The organism is Bacillus cereus group sp. BfR-BA-01309, from assembly GCF_022664315.1.
In the GTDB taxonomy this organism is placed as follows: domain Bacteria; phylum Bacillota; class Bacilli; order Bacillales; family Bacillaceae_G; genus Bacillus_A; species Bacillus_A mobilis.
This window is the reverse complement of record NZ_JAKUHE010000001.1, coordinates 434,621-455,531: the sequence shown is the minus strand read 5'-3', so window position 1 is coordinate 455,531 and position 20,911 is coordinate 434,621. Positions and strand designations below refer to the sequence as shown.

Below are 20,911 nucleotides of genomic sequence, written 5' to 3'. Positions count from 1 at the left end.
ACACTTTATTATACAAAGTGTGTTTTTTGTTCGGAAAAATTACATACGAACGATAACAGAACCACCAGCTGGTGCACAAACTTGGTTTTGTTGCTGTTCCATTGATTTAATTAAATGATTATTTTCTTCGATTAATGAGATTAATTTCGCTAATTGGCTTTCAAGACTTGCGATACGCTGCATCATATATTGTGAATCATGATGCAATGTATTCCTTACGGGATGGGGGGAATACACATATTGTTGATTTATATTTGGATTCCAATGAGGATGCATTTAAATCGTTCCTCCTTCAATAAATTACGAAGCTTTCTTATAGTAAATGCCTATGCATAATTAATGGTTACTTGAAATTTTTCATTATAAAAGGAGTATGTACAGAAAATGGAAAATATTATATATGAAGTTAAATCGCATTTTTTGGAAATATTTAAATGAGATAGTGAATATAGTAATACATTCAAGTAAATGTATGTTATTTAAGGAGAAACCTTGGGAGGCGATGCAATTTTGGCTAAAAATAATAAAAGAAATGATGCCTTGGCGATAGGTATCGGTATAGGGGTTGTAATCGGTGTATTTCAAGGGTACTTTACAAATAATTTAGTAATCGGAATTGTGATAGGGATCGTAATTGGCATTGCATTTTTGAAGAAATAATGAAGTTGTAAATTCATTTCAAAAATTGCCTTTTAAAAGAACGAATTTTCGGAATATAAATCCTATTTTTCCTTTTTTTATGATATTATAAATAAAAAGGATGGTGATGGATATGTCAACAAACAATCAAGTAGAGCAAAACTGCTTTATTTGCGAAAAACATAGAGGAAACATTACAGTTCCAGGTGGAGCTATTTACGAAGATGAACTCGTTTACGTTGGACATGTCCACTGGGATAGGGAAGAAACATACCTTGGTTATGTAATGATAGATATAAAAAGACATGTACCTGGCCTTGCTGAACTAACAGATGAAGAAGCAAAAACGTTCGGACTTATAACAAGTAGAGTAAGTAAAGCGCTAAAAGAAAGTGAAGGTGCAGAACATATTTACACTTTTGTTTCAGGGAATGGTGTACCACATATGCATATGCACATCATCCCGCGTTATCCAAATACACCCAAAGAGTTTTGGTCACCAACGGAAGTAGCGAAATGGACTGGTGCGCCATATGGTGACGCAGAGAAAATCAAAAAACTATGCGAAAGAATACGAAAGTATATGGTGAGTGAATATGCATACAAGAAATAATAGACAATATTCATGGATTGGAAATAAGAAGATGTGTTTAGACGAAGTTTCAGTAAAACAATATGGTGATATCGTACTCGGTACATATGGCGGGAATATAAGTGCCGGAGCAAAAAAGAACGAAGATGGCGCGTTAGTTTGGTCAAATGGTGATTGGGAATTTGCAGCTATTTTAGATGGACATAATAGTGCGGAAAGTGTTGATTTAGTAGTAAATACAATCCAAAAAGAATATGAAAATATAAAAGTAATGATGAATGAATCGATTGATACAGTATTTCGATCTGTTGAAAATCATATACTTACAATTTTTCAGTCCTCTTCATTTAAAGAAAAGTGCCAAAAAATTAAAGGTGAAACAGCTTGCTTAATATGTGTAAGAAAAGAAAATTATATATGGTGGTTATCTATTGGTGATTGCCTCATTTATGTATTTCATGAAGAATTACATAAGTTAGGACAATATGCATTAAATCAGCGTCATTTTTATGAATGGATTGGAAATGTAAACATATTTCATTTACCAGTTCCTTGCTATTCAACAGGAATTCGTGAATTACGTACTGGAAAGAATCGAATTGTAATGGTTACAGATGGAGTATTAGAATGCGGGAAACGACACTATGAAACACCATTAAATCTATATAACGATATGAATAGAAATATAATAGAGCTTGAAGAAAGTGTTCAGCATGTATTAGAACATGTTCATCATCAATTCGGACGAGATAGTGCGACAATTATTAGTTGGGACGTTGAAAACAAAGAGAATGCTACATATCCGAGTAATCAGCCGGATAAAAGGTAAAGGAGGAGACATCACTGTTTTTAGTTAAAGTAATTCTATTAGTATTATGGATCATATTTGTAGTTATTTTGGAAAAAGTAGTGAGAAAAAAATTAAATATACCGAAACAAACTGACTGGAATAGTAAATATGTAAACAACTCTCATAAATGGGGTACTAGGGTTCTTATCATTTCTTATATAATTGTTACAATGATATGTGCCACTTTAAATCCCATTTATATTAGTAATTTACCCATATTATTTTTAATAACTTTATATTGCTTTCAATCATATATGGAGTGGAAATATGATAAAGAATCGAGGGAATATGTCATTTCTTTAGGAACAGTTCCATTATTAATAATAACAGGAATTATGTTTAATCTCTTCTTTTATAGTTATTGGATTTAATCATATGTGGAATGAACGGGGTGCCAAAATGAAAATACCTAAATTACGTGCTGAAGTAATGATTGTAAATGAAGATCGTTCTAAAGTACTTGTACAATGTGATTTAAGTGAAACATTTTATCGTTTTCCAGGCGGTTCTATTGAATTTGGTGAAACAGCAAAAGAAGTAATCATGCGAGAATTAATGGAAGAATACGATTTGAAGATCTATGTTCAAGAATTAGCCGTTGTAAATGAGCATATTTTTGAGTGGAACAACGAAAAAGGACATCATTGCACATTGATACATAGGGGGACTGTTCAAGAGAGAATTACAAATGAAATAAGACATAAAGAATATGAGGATATTATATTAATTTGGAAAAGTATAAATGAATTAAAGGAGAAGCGCACATATCCTGAAGGGATTGTAAGCTATTTAGAAGAGGATAACCGTAATATAGTCCACTTTATTTCTAAAAATATATAAGGTAATAGGGGGGATCACAATGGGAAGCTCTACTTTTTGGATACTAATTATCGTTTTTTGCATAGCTGGCTATTTTTTCGATAAGTACTTGAGAAAAAAATTGGATATGCCAAAGAGTCGTTTTTGGGGATATAAGCATGCGAATAGCCTGCATGTAAAATTGGAAGTAGGACTATTTATAATTTATTTAATAACTAGTTTTATTTATATATATAAATTCGAAAACGCTAATATTGGATATGCTATTATTACTTATTTAGGGGTAACATGGATTTTAAGATCATGGATGGAATGGAAGTATGATAGAGAGTCGAAAGAATATATATTTTCGATAATCGGACTAGTTTCATTTATAGTTATGTTCTTAATATTATTTTATATCGTTCCACCTGCTGCGCAATAAAGTGACTATTTAGAAAATACTAGCTATCATGTAATCCACTTTACTTTAAATAATGCAACGTAGTAATAGGAGGGGATTAAACATGTGGAATTCTACAGTTTGGATAATCAATATAGGAATTGCTATAGGTGGTTATTTTTTAGAACAATTTTTAAGAAGAAAGTTGAATATGGAGAAGAGAGGTTTCTTTGGATATAAGCATGTAAATAGCTTGCATGTAAAATTGAAAATAGGCTTGTTTTTTATTTATTTTATAAGTGGTATCGTTTATGTTAATAGTTATGAAAATGCAAATGTAGCTTATGTACTTTTCACTTTCTTTGGAATATCACAGGCGTTACAAATTTTGATGGAGTGGAAATTTGATAGAGAATCGAAAGAATACATCCTTTCAACAATCGGTTTACTTGCATTTGTAGTTATGATTTCATTGCTACTTTACTTCGATCCGATTTCAGCGTAAAGGTAAGTCTGTAGATATAAAACGAGGGGATGAAATGGTTTGGGGTTAAATGAAATATTAGAACGAATTCGAGTGAAGTCTGTAGAGCAATCACTACTAATAATAGGTGTTGATGGTTGTGGGGGAGCAGGAAAAAGTACGTTAGCTAATAAAATAAAAAATAAATTTTCAACTGTAACGATTGTTCATATGGATGATTTTTATTTACCATCCACACAAATTGTAAATGAACATCCTATGAATAAATCGGTTGGTGCAGATTTTGATTGGAAACGCCTTTTACAAGATGTTTTAGATCCGATTAGTGATGGTATTGAAGGATGTTATAAACGTTACGATTGGGAAACGGATTCTTTAGCAGAATCTCATACTGTCCCTACAAACGGAATTGTTATTATAGAAGGTGTATATGCAACACGTCAGGAGCTGGCGGAACTGTATGATTTGAAAATATGGGTGAATTGTCCTCGTGAAACACGTATAAAAAGAGGGATTGCTAGAGACGGGGAAGCAGCACGCGATATGTGGGAAAACAATTGGATGGTTGCTGAAGATATGTATGTAGAAAGTCATAAGCCACATGCATTTGCAGATATTATTATTGATGGCACAAATCAATAGTTAACTAATAAATAAGAAACCATTTACTACTAAATGGTTTCTTATTTAAATTCATCATTTATTTTGGATAATATGGATGTAACGAAATTAGTTTTATCCTCTGTATATTGATGTTTATCATTAGGATTACATTTTCTTAAAGGTTCTCAATACAATGTATTCCCACAATCTCCAAGGAAGAATCTTCTTCGCAAAAATCATAAATTTTACACCTTTTCCAATCGGATATCGTAAATTCGTATGCTTAGATTCAGCGATTTCTACGATTTTATTTGCAACATCTATCGGATTACCGAATGTATCACTGCCGCTATTAATATGTTTTTGTATTTTATCCATATATTCTTTGTAAGGAGACGATGTATCAGATTGGTTTGTAGCTAGTTGTTTACCAACTTCCCAAATATTTGTGTTATAAGAACCTGGTTCTATTAAAGCAACCTCTATTCCGAACGGTTTTACTTCTAAACGAAGAGATTCACTCCAGCCTTCTAATGCATATTTTGAAGAAACGTAAGGAGATAGACCAGGGAATCCAACTTGACCACTAATGCTACTTATATTAATGATTTTCCCACTTTTTTGTACTCTCATATAAGGTAATACAAGTTGAGTAATTGATATAGCTCCAAACAGGTTCGTTTCAAATTGTTTACGGTATTCCTCTACTGGAATTTCTTCTACAAAGCCCCCATTTGCATATCCTGCATTATTAATGAGAAGGTCTACTCTGCTTATTTCTTGTAAATACAATTGAAAGTTATGTATAGAGTTTTGATCGGTTACATCTAATTGTTGAATTTTTATGTTTTGTTGTAAGTTGAGTTTAGTAGCTTGAGATATTAAATCTTTTTGCTTATTAATGTTTCGCATTGTAGCGATAATTAAATAGTCTTTTTTCGCAAGCTCAAGTGTTGTTAAAAGTCCGAATCCACTTGAAGCCCCAGTAATAACAGCGATTTTTTTATTCATTTTTTGCTCGCTTTCTTTTTCTTTTATCATAACGAATTGTATAGCGAATAGCTATTTATTGTATAAAGATATTTGTTATACTTGAGAAGTATTATCAATTAATTAATGGTTTATTTATAAAAGGAGTGTGGATTTCATGAGGACTAACGGTTTTCATGATATTTTTCATAAATATTTTCATGGATTACAAATGGAAGATGAGAGACATATGTATGTACCAAATATATTAGGTAAAGGAGAAGTACGAAGATGGACGTCGTTTTCTGGAATGGAAATTGTGTTATCAAACTTTCAATTCCATAATAATCACCATATTCAGTTTGCATCAGATGCAGCAATGGTGGAACTTAATTTTTGTTTGCAAGGTTTTGCGGAGGTGCAAGTAGGTCATTCTTCGTATGAATTAAAGACTGGAAATAGCTATTTATATTTTATGAATGATTTTGAAGTGTTATTTGAATATGAAAATGAGAAGCCTCTATATTCATTAGCTATTGGAATCCCTGTACCATTATTTAATCATTTTATGTTGGATTATGCGGATGAAGGAATGCTTAATTTTCACTCTATATTAGGTAATAACTCATTTAAAAAGTTGCAAAGTCCAATTGACTCTCTATCAGCTAATATTATTTCAAAAATGATAGATTTTCCACATCAAGAACGTATATATCAACTAGAAATGGAAAGTAAAGTGCTTGAATTACTCTCAATACATTTTGGTAAGTTTTTGTTAAAGAATCGTAATGAAATAAAAAGAAGAGTTTTATCAAAAAGTGATATAAATAAAATAAAACGTGCTGAAGAAATATTAATGCAGCGGATGGAATTACCACCATCATTATTAGAACTAGCTAAGTTAGTAGGATTAAATGATTATAAATTAAAACTGGGATTTAAAGAGTTATTTGGTACATCTGCATTTGCATATTTAAGAGAACAGCGAATGGAACGGGCAATGTTTTTATTACGTTCTGGAACTAGTAATGTAACTGAAACGGCAATCACTGTTGGGTACAAAAATATAAGTCATTTTTCAGAGTCATTTAAAAAGAAATATGGAATAAAACCTTCTGAAATTTTACGTATATATTAAAAATCCGCTATACCGTAAACTCCTCCGTTATTTGGTAGTTGTATTTTGTATTGGTCAGTATAATTACAATCAACATCCAATTGCAAATAACTATTTATGGAGGAATTTAAATGAATGAACGGAATGAACATCACTTTTGGGTATTTGTATTAATAGGAATGTTCCTTATTATAACAACAACCGGTTTTGCACGTATGGCATATGGAATTATATTGCCATTTATGCAAGAGGGACTTCACTTATCTACAGCCCAATCAGGTATGTTAGGAACTATACTTTTTTTAGGCTATTTATTAACTGTAGGAACATCTGGAATATTTACTATCCATTTTGGTGCAAAATCCGTTTTATTAATAGGGAGTTGGCTTGTTGTTGTAAGCTTATTGGGATTAGCTTTTGTTTATTCATTTTGGCTAGTCGCTATTTGTATGCTATGTGCTGGAGCTGGTAGTGCTTTAGTATATACACCACTCATGTCAATAACGGTAGGGTGGTTTCCAGGTAAAAGAGGAACTGTAATGGGGCTGTTATTAAGCGGTGCTGGAATAGGTATGCTATTTAGTGGAATAATTGTTCCTTATGTAGTACGTGCATTTCCCGAGTATAGTTGGCGCGGTGTATGGTTTTTGTTTGGAGTTATTACATGTATCGTAGTATGTATCGCTTCAATTATTTTGAAAAATCCTGATGTAACCGAAGATGAGGAGAAAAGGAATCATAAATCGTTTTTATGGAAAACAAAAGAACTATATGTTATTGCATGGATGTATTTTATTGTGGGCATTGTTTACTTAATTCCGAATTTATATCAAACTAGTTTTATGATTGATAGTGGTATATCGGCATCAATGTCAGGAACCATTTATGCAATTGCTGGTATGTTTTCAATAGTAGGAGCTCCTATCTGGGGATTGATTTCAGATAAGATTGGCATAAAGAAAACGTTATGTATTGCACTTTTATTAGCAGTAATAGGTGATGTGATGCCAATCCTTTTTGACAACATAATGGGTTTTATCGTATCGGCAATAATTTGGGGTTCTAGCCTCGGTGGTATCCTTTTATTAATACAAGTTGCAGCATCAAAGCAAGTATCCCAAAAGTACGTATCAATGGCAATTAGTTTTATATCTGTTTTTTATGCAGTTGGTCAAATGATTGGACCAGGACTTGCAGGCTGGATTATTGGAACAAGTGGTTATACAGCTGCTTATGGATTAGGTGCTTTCGGTTTCTTTATATGTATATGTATGGGATTGCGTTTAAAAAGAGGAAAACTTACAAATTCAGCGTATTTAGAGAAGTGAGTATTGTCATAAAATGAATTTTTTAAGGAGGGACGTAAAGTGGTACATGTGAAAGATGTATTAGCAGATCAATTATTAGCGAATGCGAACGATCCTAGTTGGTATATGCCATTTTCAGATGCAGTGAAAGATCTACCTGAGAGAGAAGCTTTCTGGAAACCGAATGAAGAGAGTAATAGTATAGCTGAAATTGTACAACATTTATTGTATTGGAACTCAACGTGGCAAACTAGGTATAAAGAATCGAATGTGAATGCCGTGCCAGCTATTGGTGATAACAACAAAAGTTTTATGCTTTCAGATAATCAATCTTTCGATGAGTTAAGAGAAAAACTACTAGAGAAACTGTTACAATGGCAAAAGCTTATAAATGAAGAGAAGGTTGAAAGCGATGTAGTTGGATTTCCTGTTTCAGCAAAGTGGTGGGAAGTGTTAGCAAATGTAACAACCCATAACGCTTATCATATTGGTCAAATTATTTATATCCGAAAATTACAGAAGAGTTTTGATAATGAATAAGATAATAATTCTCAAATTAGGTGAACAAAAGTGGACAAAACGAGACATATGTCTCATTTTGTCCACTTTTTTATTTTGAAAGAAAAGAGAAAACCTATGAAATCAAGGATTAGAATTTGGCACAGTACTTGCAATATAAAAGATGAACAAGAAAATAGGAGGGCTGGACATGTTAAAAACAACTGAAAGTAAAGGGAATGAAATTACGAAAGAACAAGCTCGTTGGATGTATGAAAAAATGTTAGAAATTCGTAAGTTTGAAGATAAGGTACATGAATTATTCGCGCAAGGCGTTCTGCCAGGTTTCGTTCATTTATACGCAGGTGAAGAAGCTGTAGCAGTTGGTGTATGTGCCCACTTAACAGATAGTGACAGTATTACAAGTACGCATAGAGGACATGGGCATTGTATCGCAAAAGGCTGTGATTTAAATGGGATGATGGCTGAACTTTTTGGGAAAGCGACAGGGTTATGTAAAGGTAAAGGCGGTTCCATGCATATTGCCGATTTAAATAAAGGAATGCTTGGTGCAAATGGGATTGTAGGCGGAGGTTTTCCACTTGCTTGCGGCTCTGCATTAACAGCTAAATATAAAGGAACGAAAGATGTAAGTGTTTGCTTCTTCGGTGACGGAGCAAATAATGAAGGGACATTTCACGAAGGGGTTAATTTAGCGGCAATTTGGAAGTTACCAGTTATTTTTATCGCAGAAAATAACGGTTACGGTGAGGCGACAACATTTGAATATGCTTCAAGCTGTAATTCCATTGCAGATCGCGCGAAAGCTTACAATATTCCAGGTGTCCAAGTAGATGGAAAAGATTTACTTGCGGTGTATAAAGCAGCAGAAGAAGCAGTAGAACGTGCGCGTAATGGCGGTGGTCCAACAATCATTGAATGTATGACATATCGGAATTACGGTCATTTCGAAGGTGAAGCGCAAACATATAAAACTTCAGAAGAAAAAGAAGAACATTTAAATGAAAAAGATGCGATTGTGAATTTCCGTAAGCATTTAATTCATGAAGCTTTATTAACTGAATCTGAACTTGTTGATATGGAAAAGGCAGTGGATGAAGCAGTACAAAAATCAATTGAATTTAGTGAAAATAGTCCATATCCAGAGGATGAAGAATTATTAAAAGATGTATACGTTTCTTATAAATAAGAGGAGGGTGAAAAATAATGACTAGAACAGTAAGTATGTCAACTGCAATCAATGAAGCGATGAAAATATCAATGCGTCGTGATGAGAACGTAATTTTAATAGGAGAAGATGTTGCAGGCGGTGCACAAGTGGATCACTTACAAGATGATGAAGCGTGGGGGGGGGTACTCGGTGTTACGAAAGGGCTTGTGCAAGAATTTGGCCGGAATCGTATTTTAGATACTCCAATTTCTGAAGCTGGTTATATGGGAGCAGCAATGGCAGCTGCGGCAACGGGATTACGTCCGATTGCTGAATTAATGTTTAATGATTTCATCGGAAGTTGTCTTGATCAAGTATTAAACCAAGGTGCAAAATTCCGCTATATGTTCGGTGGTAAAGCGAAAGTACCAGTTACAGTACGTACGATGCACGGTGCTGGTTTTAGCGCAGCAGCGCAGCATTCACAAAGTTTATACGCATTATTTACGAGCATTCCAGGTATTAAAGTTGTCGTTCCTTCCACTCCATATGACGCAAAAGGCTTATTATTAGCGGCAATTGAAGATGATGATCCAGTAATCTTCTTTGAAGATAAAACACTCTACAATATGAAAGGCGAAGTACCAGAAGGGTACTATACAATTCCTTTAGGGAAAGCAGATATTAAACGCGAAGGTTCTGAGGTAACAATCGTCGCAATTGGAAAACAAGTTCATACAGCACTTGCAGCTGCTGAGCAATTATCGAAAAAAGGACTTGAAGTAGAAGTAATCGATCCACGTTCTTTATCACCGCTTGATGAAGATACAATTTTAGCATCTGTTGAAAAAACGAATCGCTTAATTGTTATTGACGAAGCAAATCCAAGATGTAGTATTGCAACAGATATTGCGGCAATTGTAGCAGATAAAGGATTCGATTTGTTAGATGCACCTATTAAACGAATTACAGCACCACATACACCAGTTCCGTTCTCACCACCACTTGAAAAGTTATATTTGCCAACGCCGGAGAAAGTAATTGAAATTGTATCTGAAATGATCGGAGACCAATCTTTATTACATGTGTAATGAAACGATGAGAAGGGAGAGAGCAACATGGCTGTAGAAGTTGTAATGCCGAAGTTAGGTATGGCGATGAAAGAAGGTATTATTACGAGCTGGAATATTAAAGCGGGTGATCATGTAGCAAAAGGTGAACTAATTGCTAGTATTAACTCGGAAAAAATCGAAACTGAAATAGAGGCACCAGCTGATGGAACTGTTCTTGATATAGCTGTAAGTGAAGATGAGGGAGTTCCACCCGGCACTGTAATTTGCTACATCGGTAAGCAGAATGAAAAAGTAGAAGTTCATGAAAGTACACATGTTGTAGAAGAAAAAATACCTAATTTAGAATCTAAAAATGTACAACATCCAGAACCATATGTGAAAGAAGTAGCAAAGCAAAGAATCAAAATTTCACCTGTAGCGAAAAAAATTGCAAAGTCTGAAAATCTGGATATCAAGGTATTGGTTGGTACAGGTCCTGGCGGAAGAATTACAAAGGTAGATGTATTAAAGGCGCTTGAAGAAAGAGTGCTGATTCCAGAAGTACTTGAACAAGAAGAAAGTAAAGTCATTCCTGTTACTGGTATGCGGAAAGCAATCGCAAACCGTATGCATGCAAGTTTACAAAATAGTGCGCAATTAACATTAACGATGAAAGTAGATGTGACAGATTTAGTGGCTTTACATAAAGACATAGCGGAAGCTGTACAAAAACGATACGATAACAAACTAACCATTACGGATTTTGTTTCTCGTGCTGTAGTATTAGCGCTTGGAGAGCATAAAGAAATGAACAGCGCGTATATAGATGACGCAATTCATCAATTTGAACATGTTCATTTAGGCATGGCAGTCGCGTTAGAAAAAGGATTAGTTGTCCCAGCTATTCGCTTTGCTAATAATCTATCTGTAGTAGAGTTATCTAAAGAGATTAAGAATGTGGCACAAAAAGCACGAGCAGGTAGTTTAAGTAGTGATGATATGCAAGGAACAACATTTACAATTAGTAATTTAGGTAGCTTCGGTATTGAATATTTTACGCCTGTATTAAATACACCTGAAACTGGTATTTTAGGTGTAGGTGCAATTGAACATGTTCCTGTATATAAAGGGAAAAAATTAAGAAAAGGCAGTATGTTACCTTTAAGTTTAACATTCGATCATCGTGTATTAGATGGTGCACCAGCAGCTGCATTTTTACGTACAATTAAACGTTATTTAGAAGAACCTGTAACAATTCTTTTATAAAGAGAAGGTGAGAGAATGAGTAAATTAGTTGTCATTGGGGGCGGTCCTGCTGGCTATGTAGCAGCAATTACCGCGGCTCAAAACGGAAAAGATGTCACTCTTATTGATGAAGCTGACCTTGGCGGGACTTGTTTAAATGTTGGTTGTATGCCTACGAAATCATTGCTAGAAAGTGCAGAAGTGCATGACATTGTGAGAAAAGCGAACTATTATGGAATTGCTCTTAATGAAGGAAGTATTTCAGTAGATTGGAAGCAAATGCAGGTGCGGAAATCACAAATCGTAACGCAACTCGTGCAAGGAATTCAATATTTAATGAAGAAAAATAAAATACAAGTTATACAAGGTAAAGCGAGATTTGAAACGGATCATCGAGTGAGAGTTACACATGGTGATAAAGAAACCGTAGTAGATGGAGAACAATTCATTATAGCCGCAGGTTCAGAACCAACTGAATTACCTTTTGCTCCATTTGATGGGAAGTGGATTTTAAATAGTAGCCATGCAATGTCCCTAGAAAATATACCGAAATCATTACTAATCGTTGGAGGTGGTGTAATAGGGTGCGAGTTTGCAAGTATTTATAGTCGTCTTGGAACAAAAGTTACGATTGTTGAAATGGCACCGCAATTATTACCTGGTGAAGATGAAGATATCGCACATATTTTAAGAGAGAAACTAGAAAATGATTGTGTAGAAATATTTACAGAAGCAGCTTTAAAAGGATTAAATAATTATAAGAAGCAAGCTTCATTTGAATATGAAGGAAATATCCAAGAAGCCAATCCGGAATATGTACTTGTTTCTGTCGGCCGAAAACCACGTGTACAAGGATTAGATTTAGAAAAAGCAGGCATTCAATTTTCAAATAAAGGGATTGCTGTGAATGAACATATGCAATCAAATGTATCACATATTTACGCAGCAGGTGATGTGATTGGTGGAATCCAGCTTGCTCACGTTGCTTTCCATGAAGGAACGACAGCAGCATTACATGCGAGTGAAGAAGATGTGAAAGTAAACTATCATGCTGTACCTCGATGTATATACACATCCCCAGAAATCGCAAGTGTCGGTTTAAATGAAAAAGATGCAAGAGAGCAGTACGGTGACATACAAATTGGAGAATTTCCTTTTACAGCGAACGGAAAAGCGCTTATTATTGGTGAACAAACGGGGAAAGTAAAAGTTATTGTGGAACCTAAATATCAAGAAATTATAGGGATTTCAATTATCGGCCCTCGTGCAACCGAACTGATCGGACAAGGAACCGTAATGCTTCATACAGAAGTTACCGCTGATATAATGAGAGATTATATTGCGGCACATCCAACTTTATCTGAAGCGATTCATGAAGCTTTATTGCAAGCGATAGGACAGGCTGTACATGCTTAAATGAAAATATAATAAACCACTATTCTCTAAATGAATAAGAGAATAGTGGTTTGAATTTTTACAGAAAAAATTGAATATCCTATTATTTTTTTACGTCAATCGCTGAAGTAATATCGTTCCAATCAGCAGCTAAATTAGCAGTTTTACCGTACCAATCAGCATGTTTAAATACAACGCCTTTTCCATATCCCTGTGTAGAAGTATGCTCCCAAAGTGTTGTGGAATAACTTGCTGAAGGCGATGCTGTACTTACAGAAGAAATTCTGTCATTCCAGCTAGAAGGCAAGTTTTTAAAACCGCTGCTCCAGTAAATATATTGGCCACCTTTATCTTTATGTTCATAAAAATCAGTACTACCAGCACCGCTACCTAAAGGATTAATTTTATTTTTAAGTGCTTTTTTATCCTTTTCAATATAAGCATCTAATGTTTCACGGCTAGTAAAACCATAAGCTAGCCAATCTCCATTTTCATTTTGCTCAGGTAATACCATAGTAATTTGGATGTCTTTTTTCTCCTGATCATTTAATTTTGCAAATGAATTAACATTCTGTTCATCCACTTTTAAATAGTCAAATGACTTAATTGTGTTACTTTTTTCTTCTGCACTTACTGCACCTAATCCTCCAGTTAATGCAAATCCCGCTACTAGTGAACCTGCTACTAATTTCTTCAACATATAACCATCCCTTTTTGTTTAGATTTTTGTACAGGTGAATCTTTGTACTAGTAAAATGTATTCTAATTATTTATTTTTGTAAATATTCTGAAGTTTTAGAAATAAAAGGCGGAATATTTACAGTTTTGCATTTTTTCTTTAGAAAAAATAGTTATTGGAATGATATAATAAATAGATATATCGCTTTTGTTGGATGTTAAAATGTTTTAGGAGGGAAGCTATTGAAGTATTTCAATAAAGATTGGTATAAAGAAATGCAAGTATTTGGATTTTTAATTTTCCCAGAAACAGTAGAAGAATGGGAAGAGCTGTTGCGAGAGAGCGAAAAAGTAGGAATGGATTATAAGCAAAGTTTAAGAGAAGACGTGGAAGAAAAGAAAGAAGATTTATTAAAGTTTCTCCCTAAGTCATTACATCCATATATTCATGACAATACCATTAATTCAGGATACCGATCGGAAAAATTAAAGAAACTTATGCTTGAGTGGACAGTAGATTATGAGAAAAGAATGAATGATTTAGAACAAGCTTGTATAGATAATTATAATAGTATAAAAGAAAAGCTCTCGCAGACTGTCGTTCAACTACATGATTACTCACTACATGATAGTGTAGTCAAATCAGTAGAGAGAAGATTAAAAGATACGCTAATTATTACTTTAGATTGCAGTGGTACTTTCAGTGAATTTGATAAACTGCAAGTAACTTTTACAGGCGTAACGAAGTGTTCAATTCCGGAAAATTTTGAAGGCGCTTGGTGGTTAAGTCATGAAATAGATCTTACTAATGAAGGGTTCGAATTAGGTGTTTTATTTGATTGCCCATTTGAAGAAGTGACAATTTGTGCAAAAGACGTATTGCTTGAGATAGGTAACTAGTAAACTTTATAAATTTACAAACAAAAAAACAGTCTTATAAGACTGTTTTTTATTTAGATGCTAAATTATCAAGTTTCCAAAATGTATCTGTTAACGGTGCAGCTTTACTATCTATGTATAAATACATAGAATTTAAATCTTTTGGTGAAGTTTTCATATTAAATACAATGTCGCTAGTTAAAGAAAACTCAGAAGGAACCTTTTTAGCATTTTCATTTTGTATAACTTCACCTTCGTATTTTTCACCCGTTTTTTCATCTTTTATGAAATATTTTATTTCTGAAAGATCTATCGTTTGTCCGTCAGTACGAGCATTATTTATAGTAACGCGAGCTGTGAGACGCCACTCTTTGTCTATTTTCTCGAATTTTGCATTTTCAACAGTTGCTCTATAGTATTCGTTTTTTAATATTTCCCCATAGTGCATTGCATTCTTTTCAAGAGCGCTCTTTTCTTGTTTTGGTGTAGTACTACCATTACATCCTGCCATTACTCCTGTAAATACTAATGCTGTACAAGTTACTTTAATTAAAGATTTCATAGCAATTCCTTTCTGTGTTAAAAAGTAAAACATAGGAATAATTTTACATCAATAGGAAGGTAAATGGAAGTATATTTACGTAATATACAGATATTCATTTATTTAGTTGTCAAGTTAACGGGATAGAAAGTGAGAGAAAACGGTATAAAGCTGAATAAATAAGAATTGAAAATATTGTAATACAGAAAAAGCATGCATATAATTAAAATAAAGATGAAATTTCAGAATCTTTAATGACGGTGGTGGGTACATGTTTACTGAAGAGCGTAGAGAGAAAATTTTAGAGTTACTTAAGAAAGATGGAAGAGTAATCGCTAAGGATCTTGCGGAAAGTTTCGATATGTCTATTGATTCGATAAGAAGAGATTTATCTATTATGGGGAAGGATGGCCTATTAAAAAGAACGCACGGAGGTGCAGTTGAACTTACGCGAGTGAGAAACTTAGCTACTGAACCATCGAAACGTTATCGTGATAGTTCAATAGAGGAAGATGCGATTGCAAAAGTTGCTGCATCCTACATACAAGAGGGAGATTCCGTTTTTATTGGCGGGGCTTCTATTCATTATGCCATGTTAAAATATTTACCTGAAATGTCATTTACAGTGATTACGAATTCTTTAGAAATTGCTAGTAAGTTACGGGATTATAAGAATGTAGATACGTACTTAATTGGTGGAAAGGTGAAACCATCAGGAAATATGATAGATACACTTGCCTCAGAATTGATAAGTAGATTCTCTATTGATCTGTATTTCTCTACAGGCGGTGGCATTTCATTGAATGGTATAAGTACTGCTACGCCGGAAGTTGCTTATTTTGGAAAAACAGTAAGTAAAATTGCTAGAAAAAACATTTGTTTAGCTCCTCATACGAAACTAGGAATAGACTGCTTTATAAAAGGAGAGTCACTAATAGCAATTGACCTTATCATAACAGATGAAGAGACTAGTAAAGAAACAATTCAACAATTTGAGAAACAAGGCAAAGAAATTGTAATAGCGTCAATAGACCTCATTTAAAAGGAGTTTAAGATGATTATAAAAGAACAAGAGTTTCATATAAATGGATTAACTTATACAATTCGTTCAGCAGTTGAAACGGATGCTGAGCAGTTATCAGAAATTAGAGTTCAGATCGATGGCGAAACTGAAAATATGGATAGAGAAGCTGGAGAGGGATTTATAGATAAGAAAGGGTTTCAAAAAATAATAAAAACAGATAGTGAAGAGATAAAGAATCTGTTTTTAGTTGCAGAAGTGCGCAACCGAATCGTAGGATTTGCAAGATGTGAAGGTTCTAATTTGAAAAGATTAACCCATAAAGTAGAGTTTGGTGTTTGTATTTTAAAAGAGTTTTGGGGATATGGAATGGGTAAGAGTCTATTGCAACAATCTATTCAGTGGGCTGATGAAAATGAAATGAAAAAGATATCATTACAAGTGTTAGAGACAAATGAAAAAGCCATTCAACTTTATAAGAAATTAGGTTTTGAAGTAGAAGGTATTTTGAAAAATGATAAAAGACTGTCGGATGAGAAGTATTATAATACGGTAGTAATGGGAAGGTGTATTTGAGGCTGTTCATAAAAGAGGTGGAAATGTATGTTTTATAGAAGAAAGTACTATATAGTAAAGAATGAATTTATAGAAATATTTAATGAGCATTTTACTAACACGAACTTACCTAATCAATTAAAGCATGGTTCCAGGCTAATAGGACGCTGGATGAAAGATAACAATGATGGTACAACTGAAATATTCGCCATATGGGAATATGATAGTTATGATGAGTATAAAGAAATAGAATCGAAAATTAGAAGCGACGAGAAGCATGTTAAAAGAATACATGATTGGTATGAAAAACATGGCGGAAGAGAATCTGTTTTACAGAAGTACATATTAGAGTTAAAAAATGAAGAGTTAGTATGTACTGTAAAGTGATAGAGGAGTGAGGAATGATGAAAATTAAAACAAAATTATATTTTAGTTTAGCATCTACCATTTTATTTTCAATAGCGGTCATAATTTTCTTTATAAATGATACTCCAGAAAAGTGGTTTTGGTTATGTATTTTCTTTGCGTCCATTATACAAAATATATTTCTACTAAAAAAGAATAAAGAAGTTCATTAATATGTACTAATTATTAACATATTTGTGTCGTCTTTCTAGTTTTATTGAAAACGCTTTTATTCAGTTTTATAATAAAAGTATATTTTTACAGATCTCCAAAACAATGAATAGGGAGATGATACAATGTTAGCTTCACCGTTTTACTTACATACATGGAAAAAGTTTGTTGATGAAGGTGTTCTTGATTCGAACCGTATAAACGAAAGGATTTCAGAGTCATGGTATCGATGTAAACAAGCAAATGTGAATCCTCATATGAATAAAGGTCAGAAAATTTTGTCTTCTAATATTTTTCAGGATCAAAAGAAAAAGAGTGAAATCTTCCTTGATATTGCAATACCTCAAATACAAAATATGAGAAAAACCATTGATGAACTGCAAATGATGGCATTATTAATAGATCCAGATGGTTACGTTCTATCATTAAGTGGCAATCAGCAAACGTTGAAACGAGCGAAACATATTAATTTCATTGAAGGTGTGAAATGGACGGAAGCCGCTGTTGGTACAAATGCGATAGGAACCGCGTTACAGATTGAAGAGGCTATTATGATAAGTGGTACAGAGCATTATTCTGTCGCATCTCATAGCTGGAGTTGTGCGGCTGCTCCCATTCATAATGATGATGGGAAATTAATTGGTGTTCTAGATTTTTCCTGTCCAATTGAGTTTTCCCATCCATATATGCTTGGGATGGTAACTTCGATTGCACATGCGATTGAACGTGAATGTAGTATTCGAGTGCATCAAAATGAACTACACTTAATCCATCGTTTTTTAGATGTAATTGACAGTGATGAACAAGTTGTTATATGTAATCATCGTGATGTTATTGTTTCTGCAAGCAAGAGTGTACGGGAACGAGTTTCGAATTGGTCACGAATGAAACTTGAAGATTTAATGCAAAATGGATTGAAACCTAAATTAGAAGTACCAGTATATAGTAATGATAGAATGATTGGGAAATGTATGTATGTAAAGGAAAATAAACAGGGGAATGTATTTTCAACGTCCCCATTTATAAGCGGAATCACTTTCCATGGCGTTATTGGGACGAGCAATGCATTTCAACATACTTTAGAAGAAATTAAGCTTGTATCTCCAACTGACGCTAGTGTATATGTTTGTGGTGAAACAGGTGTAGGGAAAGAATATGTAGCGAGAGCGATTCATGAAAATAGTCCAAGAAAAAATGGTCCTTTTATAGCTGTTAATTGCGGTTCATTGCCGAAAGAATTAATGGAAAGTGAATTATTCGGTTATGCTGAAGGAGCGTTTACAGGTGCACGACGCCAAGGATATAAAGGGAAATTTGAACAAGCGGACGGAGGTACAATATTTTTAGATGAAATTGGTGAAGTACCGCCAGAGATGCAAGTAGCATTATTGCGTGTTTTACAAGAACGAACAGTAACCCCAATTGGCGGTTCAAAAGAGGTACCGGTAAATATTCGTATTATTACTGCGACACACAAAGATTTACTGCGATTAGTAGAAGAAGGGAAATTCCGTCAAGATTTATATTATCGTTTACATGTATATCCGCTGTATGTTCCATCGTTAATGGAAAGAAAAGAGGATATTCCGTACTTCATACAACATTTTTGTGAACGAAAGAATTGGAATGTTTTATTTCCAAAGAGCATTTGTAATCAATTTTCACAACATACATGGCCCGGAAATATTCGAGAGTTATTAAATGTATTAGAACGTATTTACATTTTGTCGCAAGGACGGGAAATATGCGAAAAACAAATCTCCTTTTTATTACAAACAATGATGGGAAATCAACATCAACTTGCATTGCAAGCAGAAAATATAACAGAGTATACATTAAATTTCCGTGAAAAAATACAGCGTGATAGCATGATTGAAGCGCTAGAAAAGACGAACGGAAATGTTTCATTAGCTGCAAAATTGTTAGATGTACCTCGAAGTACATTTTATAAACGAATGCAAAAATATAAGCTATAAAGTAGATTTTTGTAATCTACTTTTTCTTTGTGGGCTCATGTTCTGTCGGAATGTGCGCTTACCGGGGAAATAATAGAATAGTTAGAAATTAATTTCCAAAAGGGGGACTTTTGTGAAGTATATTGAAATTGGCATCGGAAATAGATGGTTCGTTCGAACGGAAACTGAAAATAAAGATGGAACTGAATTTGAGGAACGAGGAATTATAAAACCTATTTACTTTGATTCTTTATATGTACGAATTTGGTTTCGGAAAACGTGTTTTATTTTTGATACGAAAGAAGGGTTTAAGAAAGTAAGAAAGGGTAGAGATGAGTATAAGTTTATTGTTGGAATTGTAAGTAGGATAAAACAATAGAATGAAATAGGGGGTGTTTTTATGATTAGAATTACTACATTCATACTCGCTATTATTGTAATGGGCTATTCTATTTACAGTTGGAATGATGATTCGAAGCAAAGTATGCTTATTTTGCAATTATTATTAGGTTTTATGCTTGCTGGTATGGGGATACAGAATGTTAAGAAGGATGAAAAAGAGAATAAGAATATGGGACTGTTGCTTTTACTTACATCGTTAATTTGTATCATTGTATCGGTAATAAAATATTTAAAATAACCTGGTACTTAATTTGTTGAGTAACAGGTTATTTTTTTGAAGTTTGCTCATTAAAAATTTTAATAACTGTTTGGTACATCTTTCTATCAATACAAAATCGTAATGTTATCCAATAAGTAAGTTTAGAAGAGGTGAGAATATATTTTTCTTACCTTGGAAATATTGCTAAAACATTCCCGCTATTTTAAAAAACTTTTAGCGTTACCATACCCAGATAAAATAGCACACCTTACTTATTGAAGGTGTGCTATTTATATAACCCTGTCGTATACATTTCCGTCAATGTATGTACTATCTCTTCTAACTCTAATTTTCTATCATTTTTCACAATCGTCCAAAGAAACATCTCATTCATCGCGAACCAAGCACGTGCTACAATTTCTTTATTTAATTCATGCTGTGCTAATCCACTTTCTTGGGAGTATGTAATATCCTGCGTAATATTGTTTATAAAGCGTTCCCGTATCTCCTCCCATTTTTGACGTATCTCTTTTGATAATCCAATCGCTTCTTGTACAACTTGCAAAATAGCTCGTTCTTTCTTTGCTAGTTGTAGAAATGCTCTAACTTGATTTTGAATCATTATACGTGCTTCTTCTTTCGTTTGAGGCGAAAAGGAGCGGTCAGCAATATCATAAAATTGATTCATGACATCTTCCATTAAAACGATGAGGAGGTCGTCTTTGTTTTTAAAGTATACATATGCGGTTCCATAACCGGTTTCTGCATGTTTAATAATTTGTGTAATTGTCGTTTTTTGAAATCCGTTACTTATAAAAATAGTGTAACCAGAGTTTAATAGTTTCTTCTTTGTTTCTAAGGAGCGGTGTTTTCTTGATGAAAGAGTATTGTTTTTCAAAGAACCACCTCTTTATACTGAAATATCTGAAAATATAACTGTATTGTAAAAGAAATGCATATATAAAGTCAACTGACATAATAT

The 20,911-nt window shown here is 33.7% G+C and carries 28 protein-coding genes and 1 pseudogene; 23 read left to right on the top strand and 6 right to left on the bottom strand.

Translation table 11 applies throughout. The features are described from left to right. Positions 1–39 precede the first annotated feature (39 nt). Positions 40–276 carry a hypothetical protein gene (locus MR115_RS02325; protein ID WP_002147404.1) on the bottom strand — a complete coding sequence of 79 codons (237 nt, stop codon included), beginning with the start codon at positions 274–276 and terminating at the stop codon, positions 40–42. A gap of 216 nt (positions 277–492) precedes the next feature. Here MR115_RS02325 and MR115_RS02320 point away from each other — a divergent pair, with 216 nt between their 5' ends. The 8 genes from MR115_RS02320 to MR115_RS02285 all read left to right on the top strand — a co-directional run bounded on the left by MR115_RS02320 (position 493) and on the right by MR115_RS02285 (position 4,408). Next, complete coding sequence (locus tag MR115_RS02320; protein ID WP_242239663.1) at positions 493–660, top strand: glycine zipper domain-containing protein; 168 nt, start codon at positions 493–495, stop codon at positions 658–660. Positions 661–751: 91 nt separating this feature from the next. After that, complete coding sequence (locus MR115_RS02315) at positions 752–1,252, top strand: HIT family protein (RefSeq protein ID WP_375337811.1); 501 nt, start codon at positions 752–754, stop codon at positions 1,250–1,252. Beyond that, positions 1,236–2,060 (top strand): PP2C family serine/threonine-protein phosphatase, encoded by an 825-nt coding sequence (locus tag MR115_RS02310; protein WP_242239656.1) that lies wholly within the window; start codon positions 1,236–1,238, stop codon positions 2,058–2,060. The genes MR115_RS02315 and MR115_RS02310 overlap by 17 nt, the downstream gene beginning before the upstream one ends. Before the next feature lie 68 nt (positions 2,061–2,128). Beyond that, positions 2,129–2,452, top strand: a complete 324-nt coding sequence (locus MR115_RS02305; protein WP_144611594.1) for a DUF4181 domain-containing protein — start codon at positions 2,129–2,131, stop codon at positions 2,450–2,452. 28 nt (positions 2,453–2,480) lie between these two features. Further along, the gene (locus MR115_RS02300) at positions 2,481–2,921 is read left to right on the top strand and encodes an NUDIX domain-containing protein (RefSeq protein ID WP_242239653.1); all 441 of its coding nucleotides are present in this window, start codon (positions 2,481–2,483) and stop codon (positions 2,919–2,921) included. A gap of 19 nt (positions 2,922–2,940) precedes the next feature. Next, positions 2,941–3,324, top strand: a complete 384-nt coding sequence (locus MR115_RS02295; protein ID WP_242239651.1) for a DUF4181 domain-containing protein — start codon at positions 2,941–2,943, stop codon at positions 3,322–3,324. Positions 3,325–3,406: 82 nt separating this feature from the next. Continuing rightward, entirely contained in the window at positions 3,407–3,787 is a 381-nt protein-coding gene (locus MR115_RS02290; protein WP_242239649.1) for a DUF4181 domain-containing protein, read from the top strand. Positions 3,788–3,826: 39 nt separating this feature from the next. Beyond that, positions 3,827–4,408: a uridine kinase family protein gene (locus MR115_RS02285; protein ID WP_242239647.1), complete on the top strand. Its 582-nt coding sequence runs from the start codon at positions 3,827–3,829 to the stop codon at positions 4,406–4,408. 41 nt (positions 4,409–4,449) lie between these two features. Here MR115_RS02285 and MR115_RS02280 read toward each other — a convergent pair. Both MR115_RS02280 and MR115_RS02275 read right to left on the bottom strand, forming a co-directional pair. Further along, positions 4,450–4,548, bottom strand: a pseudogene (locus MR115_RS02280) (GrpB family protein); the annotation flags it as partial. Then, positions 4,535–5,380 (bottom strand): oxidoreductase, encoded by an 846-nt coding sequence (locus tag MR115_RS02275; RefSeq protein WP_242239645.1) that lies wholly within the window; start codon positions 5,378–5,380, stop codon positions 4,535–4,537. The gene MR115_RS02275 and the pseudogene MR115_RS02280, both read right to left, overlap by 14 nt. A gap of 136 nt (positions 5,381–5,516) precedes the next feature. On the opposite strand from MR115_RS02275, the gene MR115_RS02270 reads away from it, so the two are divergent. The 7 genes from MR115_RS02270 to lpdA all read left to right on the top strand — a co-directional run bounded on the left by MR115_RS02270 (position 5,517) and on the right by lpdA (position 13,144). Continuing rightward, positions 5,517–6,476, top strand: a complete 960-nt coding sequence (locus MR115_RS02270) for a helix-turn-helix transcriptional regulator (protein WP_242239643.1) — start codon at positions 5,517–5,519, stop codon at positions 6,474–6,476. Positions 6,477–6,586: 110 nt separating this feature from the next. Then, positions 6,587–7,783 (top strand): MFS transporter, encoded by a 1,197-nt coding sequence (locus MR115_RS02265; RefSeq protein WP_242239640.1) that lies wholly within the window; start codon positions 6,587–6,589, stop codon positions 7,781–7,783. Positions 7,784–7,822: 39 nt separating this feature from the next. Next, the gene (locus tag MR115_RS02260; protein ID WP_242239638.1) at positions 7,823–8,302 is read left to right on the top strand and encodes a DinB family protein; all 480 of its coding nucleotides are present in this window, start codon (positions 7,823–7,825) and stop codon (positions 8,300–8,302) included. 169 nt (positions 8,303–8,471) lie between these two features. Beyond that, positions 8,472–9,470 carry an acetoin:2,6-dichlorophenolindophenol oxidoreductase subunit alpha gene (gene acoA, locus MR115_RS02255; RefSeq protein ID WP_242239635.1) on the top strand — a complete coding sequence of 333 codons (999 nt, stop codon included), beginning with the start codon at positions 8,472–8,474 and terminating at the stop codon, positions 9,468–9,470. 17 nt (positions 9,471–9,487) lie between these two features. Beyond that, positions 9,488–10,522, top strand: a complete 1,035-nt coding sequence (gene acoB, locus MR115_RS02250) for an acetoin:2,6-dichlorophenolindophenol oxidoreductase subunit beta (RefSeq protein ID WP_242239633.1) — start codon at positions 9,488–9,490, stop codon at positions 10,520–10,522. Positions 10,523–10,549: 27 nt separating this feature from the next. Beyond that, positions 10,550–11,749, top strand: coding sequence for a dihydrolipoamide acetyltransferase family protein (locus MR115_RS02245; protein ID WP_242239631.1), 1,200 nt, complete (start codon positions 10,550–10,552; stop codon positions 11,747–11,749). A gap of 15 nt (positions 11,750–11,764) precedes the next feature. Continuing rightward, positions 11,765–13,144 carry a dihydrolipoyl dehydrogenase gene (gene lpdA, locus MR115_RS02240; RefSeq protein WP_242239629.1) on the top strand — a complete coding sequence of 460 codons (1,380 nt, stop codon included), beginning with the start codon at positions 11,765–11,767 and terminating at the stop codon, positions 13,142–13,144. 82 nt (positions 13,145–13,226) lie between these two features. Here the strand turns inward: lpdA and MR115_RS02235 are convergent, their stop codons facing one another. Then, on the bottom strand, positions 13,227–13,823 hold the full coding sequence (locus MR115_RS02235) for a hypothetical protein (protein WP_242239627.1): 597 nt from the start codon (positions 13,821–13,823) through the stop codon (positions 13,227–13,229). Positions 13,824–14,044: 221 nt separating this feature from the next. Between MR115_RS02235 and MR115_RS02230 the strand changes: the two genes are divergently transcribed. Next, positions 14,045–14,701 carry a DUF4085 family protein gene (locus MR115_RS02230; protein ID WP_242239625.1) on the top strand — a complete coding sequence of 219 codons (657 nt, stop codon included), beginning with the start codon at positions 14,045–14,047 and terminating at the stop codon, positions 14,699–14,701. A 49-nt stretch (positions 14,702–14,750) separates the two neighbouring features. On the opposite strand, the gene MR115_RS02225 is transcribed toward MR115_RS02230, so the two are convergent. After that, positions 14,751–15,242 (bottom strand): hypothetical protein, encoded by a 492-nt coding sequence (locus MR115_RS02225; protein ID WP_242239623.1) that lies wholly within the window; start codon positions 15,240–15,242, stop codon positions 14,751–14,753. A gap of 250 nt (positions 15,243–15,492) precedes the next feature. Here MR115_RS02225 and MR115_RS02220 point away from each other — a divergent pair, with 250 nt between their 5' ends. From MR115_RS02220 to MR115_RS02190, 7 genes are all read left to right on the top strand, one after another. Continuing rightward, on the top strand, positions 15,493–16,263 hold the full coding sequence (locus MR115_RS02220) for a DeoR/GlpR family DNA-binding transcription regulator (protein ID WP_242239621.1): 771 nt from the start codon (positions 15,493–15,495) through the stop codon (positions 16,261–16,263). A gap of 12 nt (positions 16,264–16,275) precedes the next feature. Continuing rightward, on the top strand, positions 16,276–16,818 hold the full coding sequence (locus MR115_RS02215; RefSeq protein ID WP_242239620.1) for a GNAT family N-acetyltransferase: 543 nt from the start codon (positions 16,276–16,278) through the stop codon (positions 16,816–16,818). 27 nt (positions 16,819–16,845) lie between these two features. Next, a complete protein-coding gene (locus MR115_RS02210; RefSeq protein WP_242239618.1) occupies positions 16,846–17,184 on the top strand; it encodes an NIPSNAP family protein in 339 nt (112 codons plus the stop codon). Between the two features lie 14 nt (positions 17,185–17,198). After that, positions 17,199–17,375 carry a hypothetical protein gene (locus MR115_RS02205; RefSeq protein ID WP_242239993.1) on the top strand — a complete coding sequence of 59 codons (177 nt, stop codon included), beginning with the start codon at positions 17,199–17,201 and terminating at the stop codon, positions 17,373–17,375. A gap of 123 nt (positions 17,376–17,498) precedes the next feature. After that, positions 17,499–19,349: a sigma-54-dependent Fis family transcriptional regulator gene (locus tag MR115_RS02200; protein ID WP_242239615.1), complete on the top strand. Its 1,851-nt coding sequence runs from the start codon at positions 17,499–17,501 to the stop codon at positions 19,347–19,349. Positions 19,350–19,461: 112 nt separating this feature from the next. Beyond that, positions 19,462–19,707 (top strand): DUF3977 family protein, encoded by a 246-nt coding sequence (locus MR115_RS02195; protein WP_242239613.1) that lies wholly within the window; start codon positions 19,462–19,464, stop codon positions 19,705–19,707. A 21-nt stretch (positions 19,708–19,728) separates the two neighbouring features. Beyond that, positions 19,729–19,968, top strand: a complete 240-nt coding sequence (locus tag MR115_RS02190; protein WP_073515272.1) for a DUF3953 domain-containing protein — start codon at positions 19,729–19,731, stop codon at positions 19,966–19,968. A 247-nt stretch (positions 19,969–20,215) separates the two neighbouring features. On the opposite strand, the gene MR115_RS02185 is transcribed toward MR115_RS02190, so the two are convergent. After that, positions 20,216–20,827, bottom strand: coding sequence for a TetR/AcrR family transcriptional regulator (locus tag MR115_RS02185; RefSeq protein ID WP_242239611.1), 612 nt, complete (start codon positions 20,825–20,827; stop codon positions 20,216–20,218). Positions 20,828–20,911: the final 84 nt, after the last annotated feature.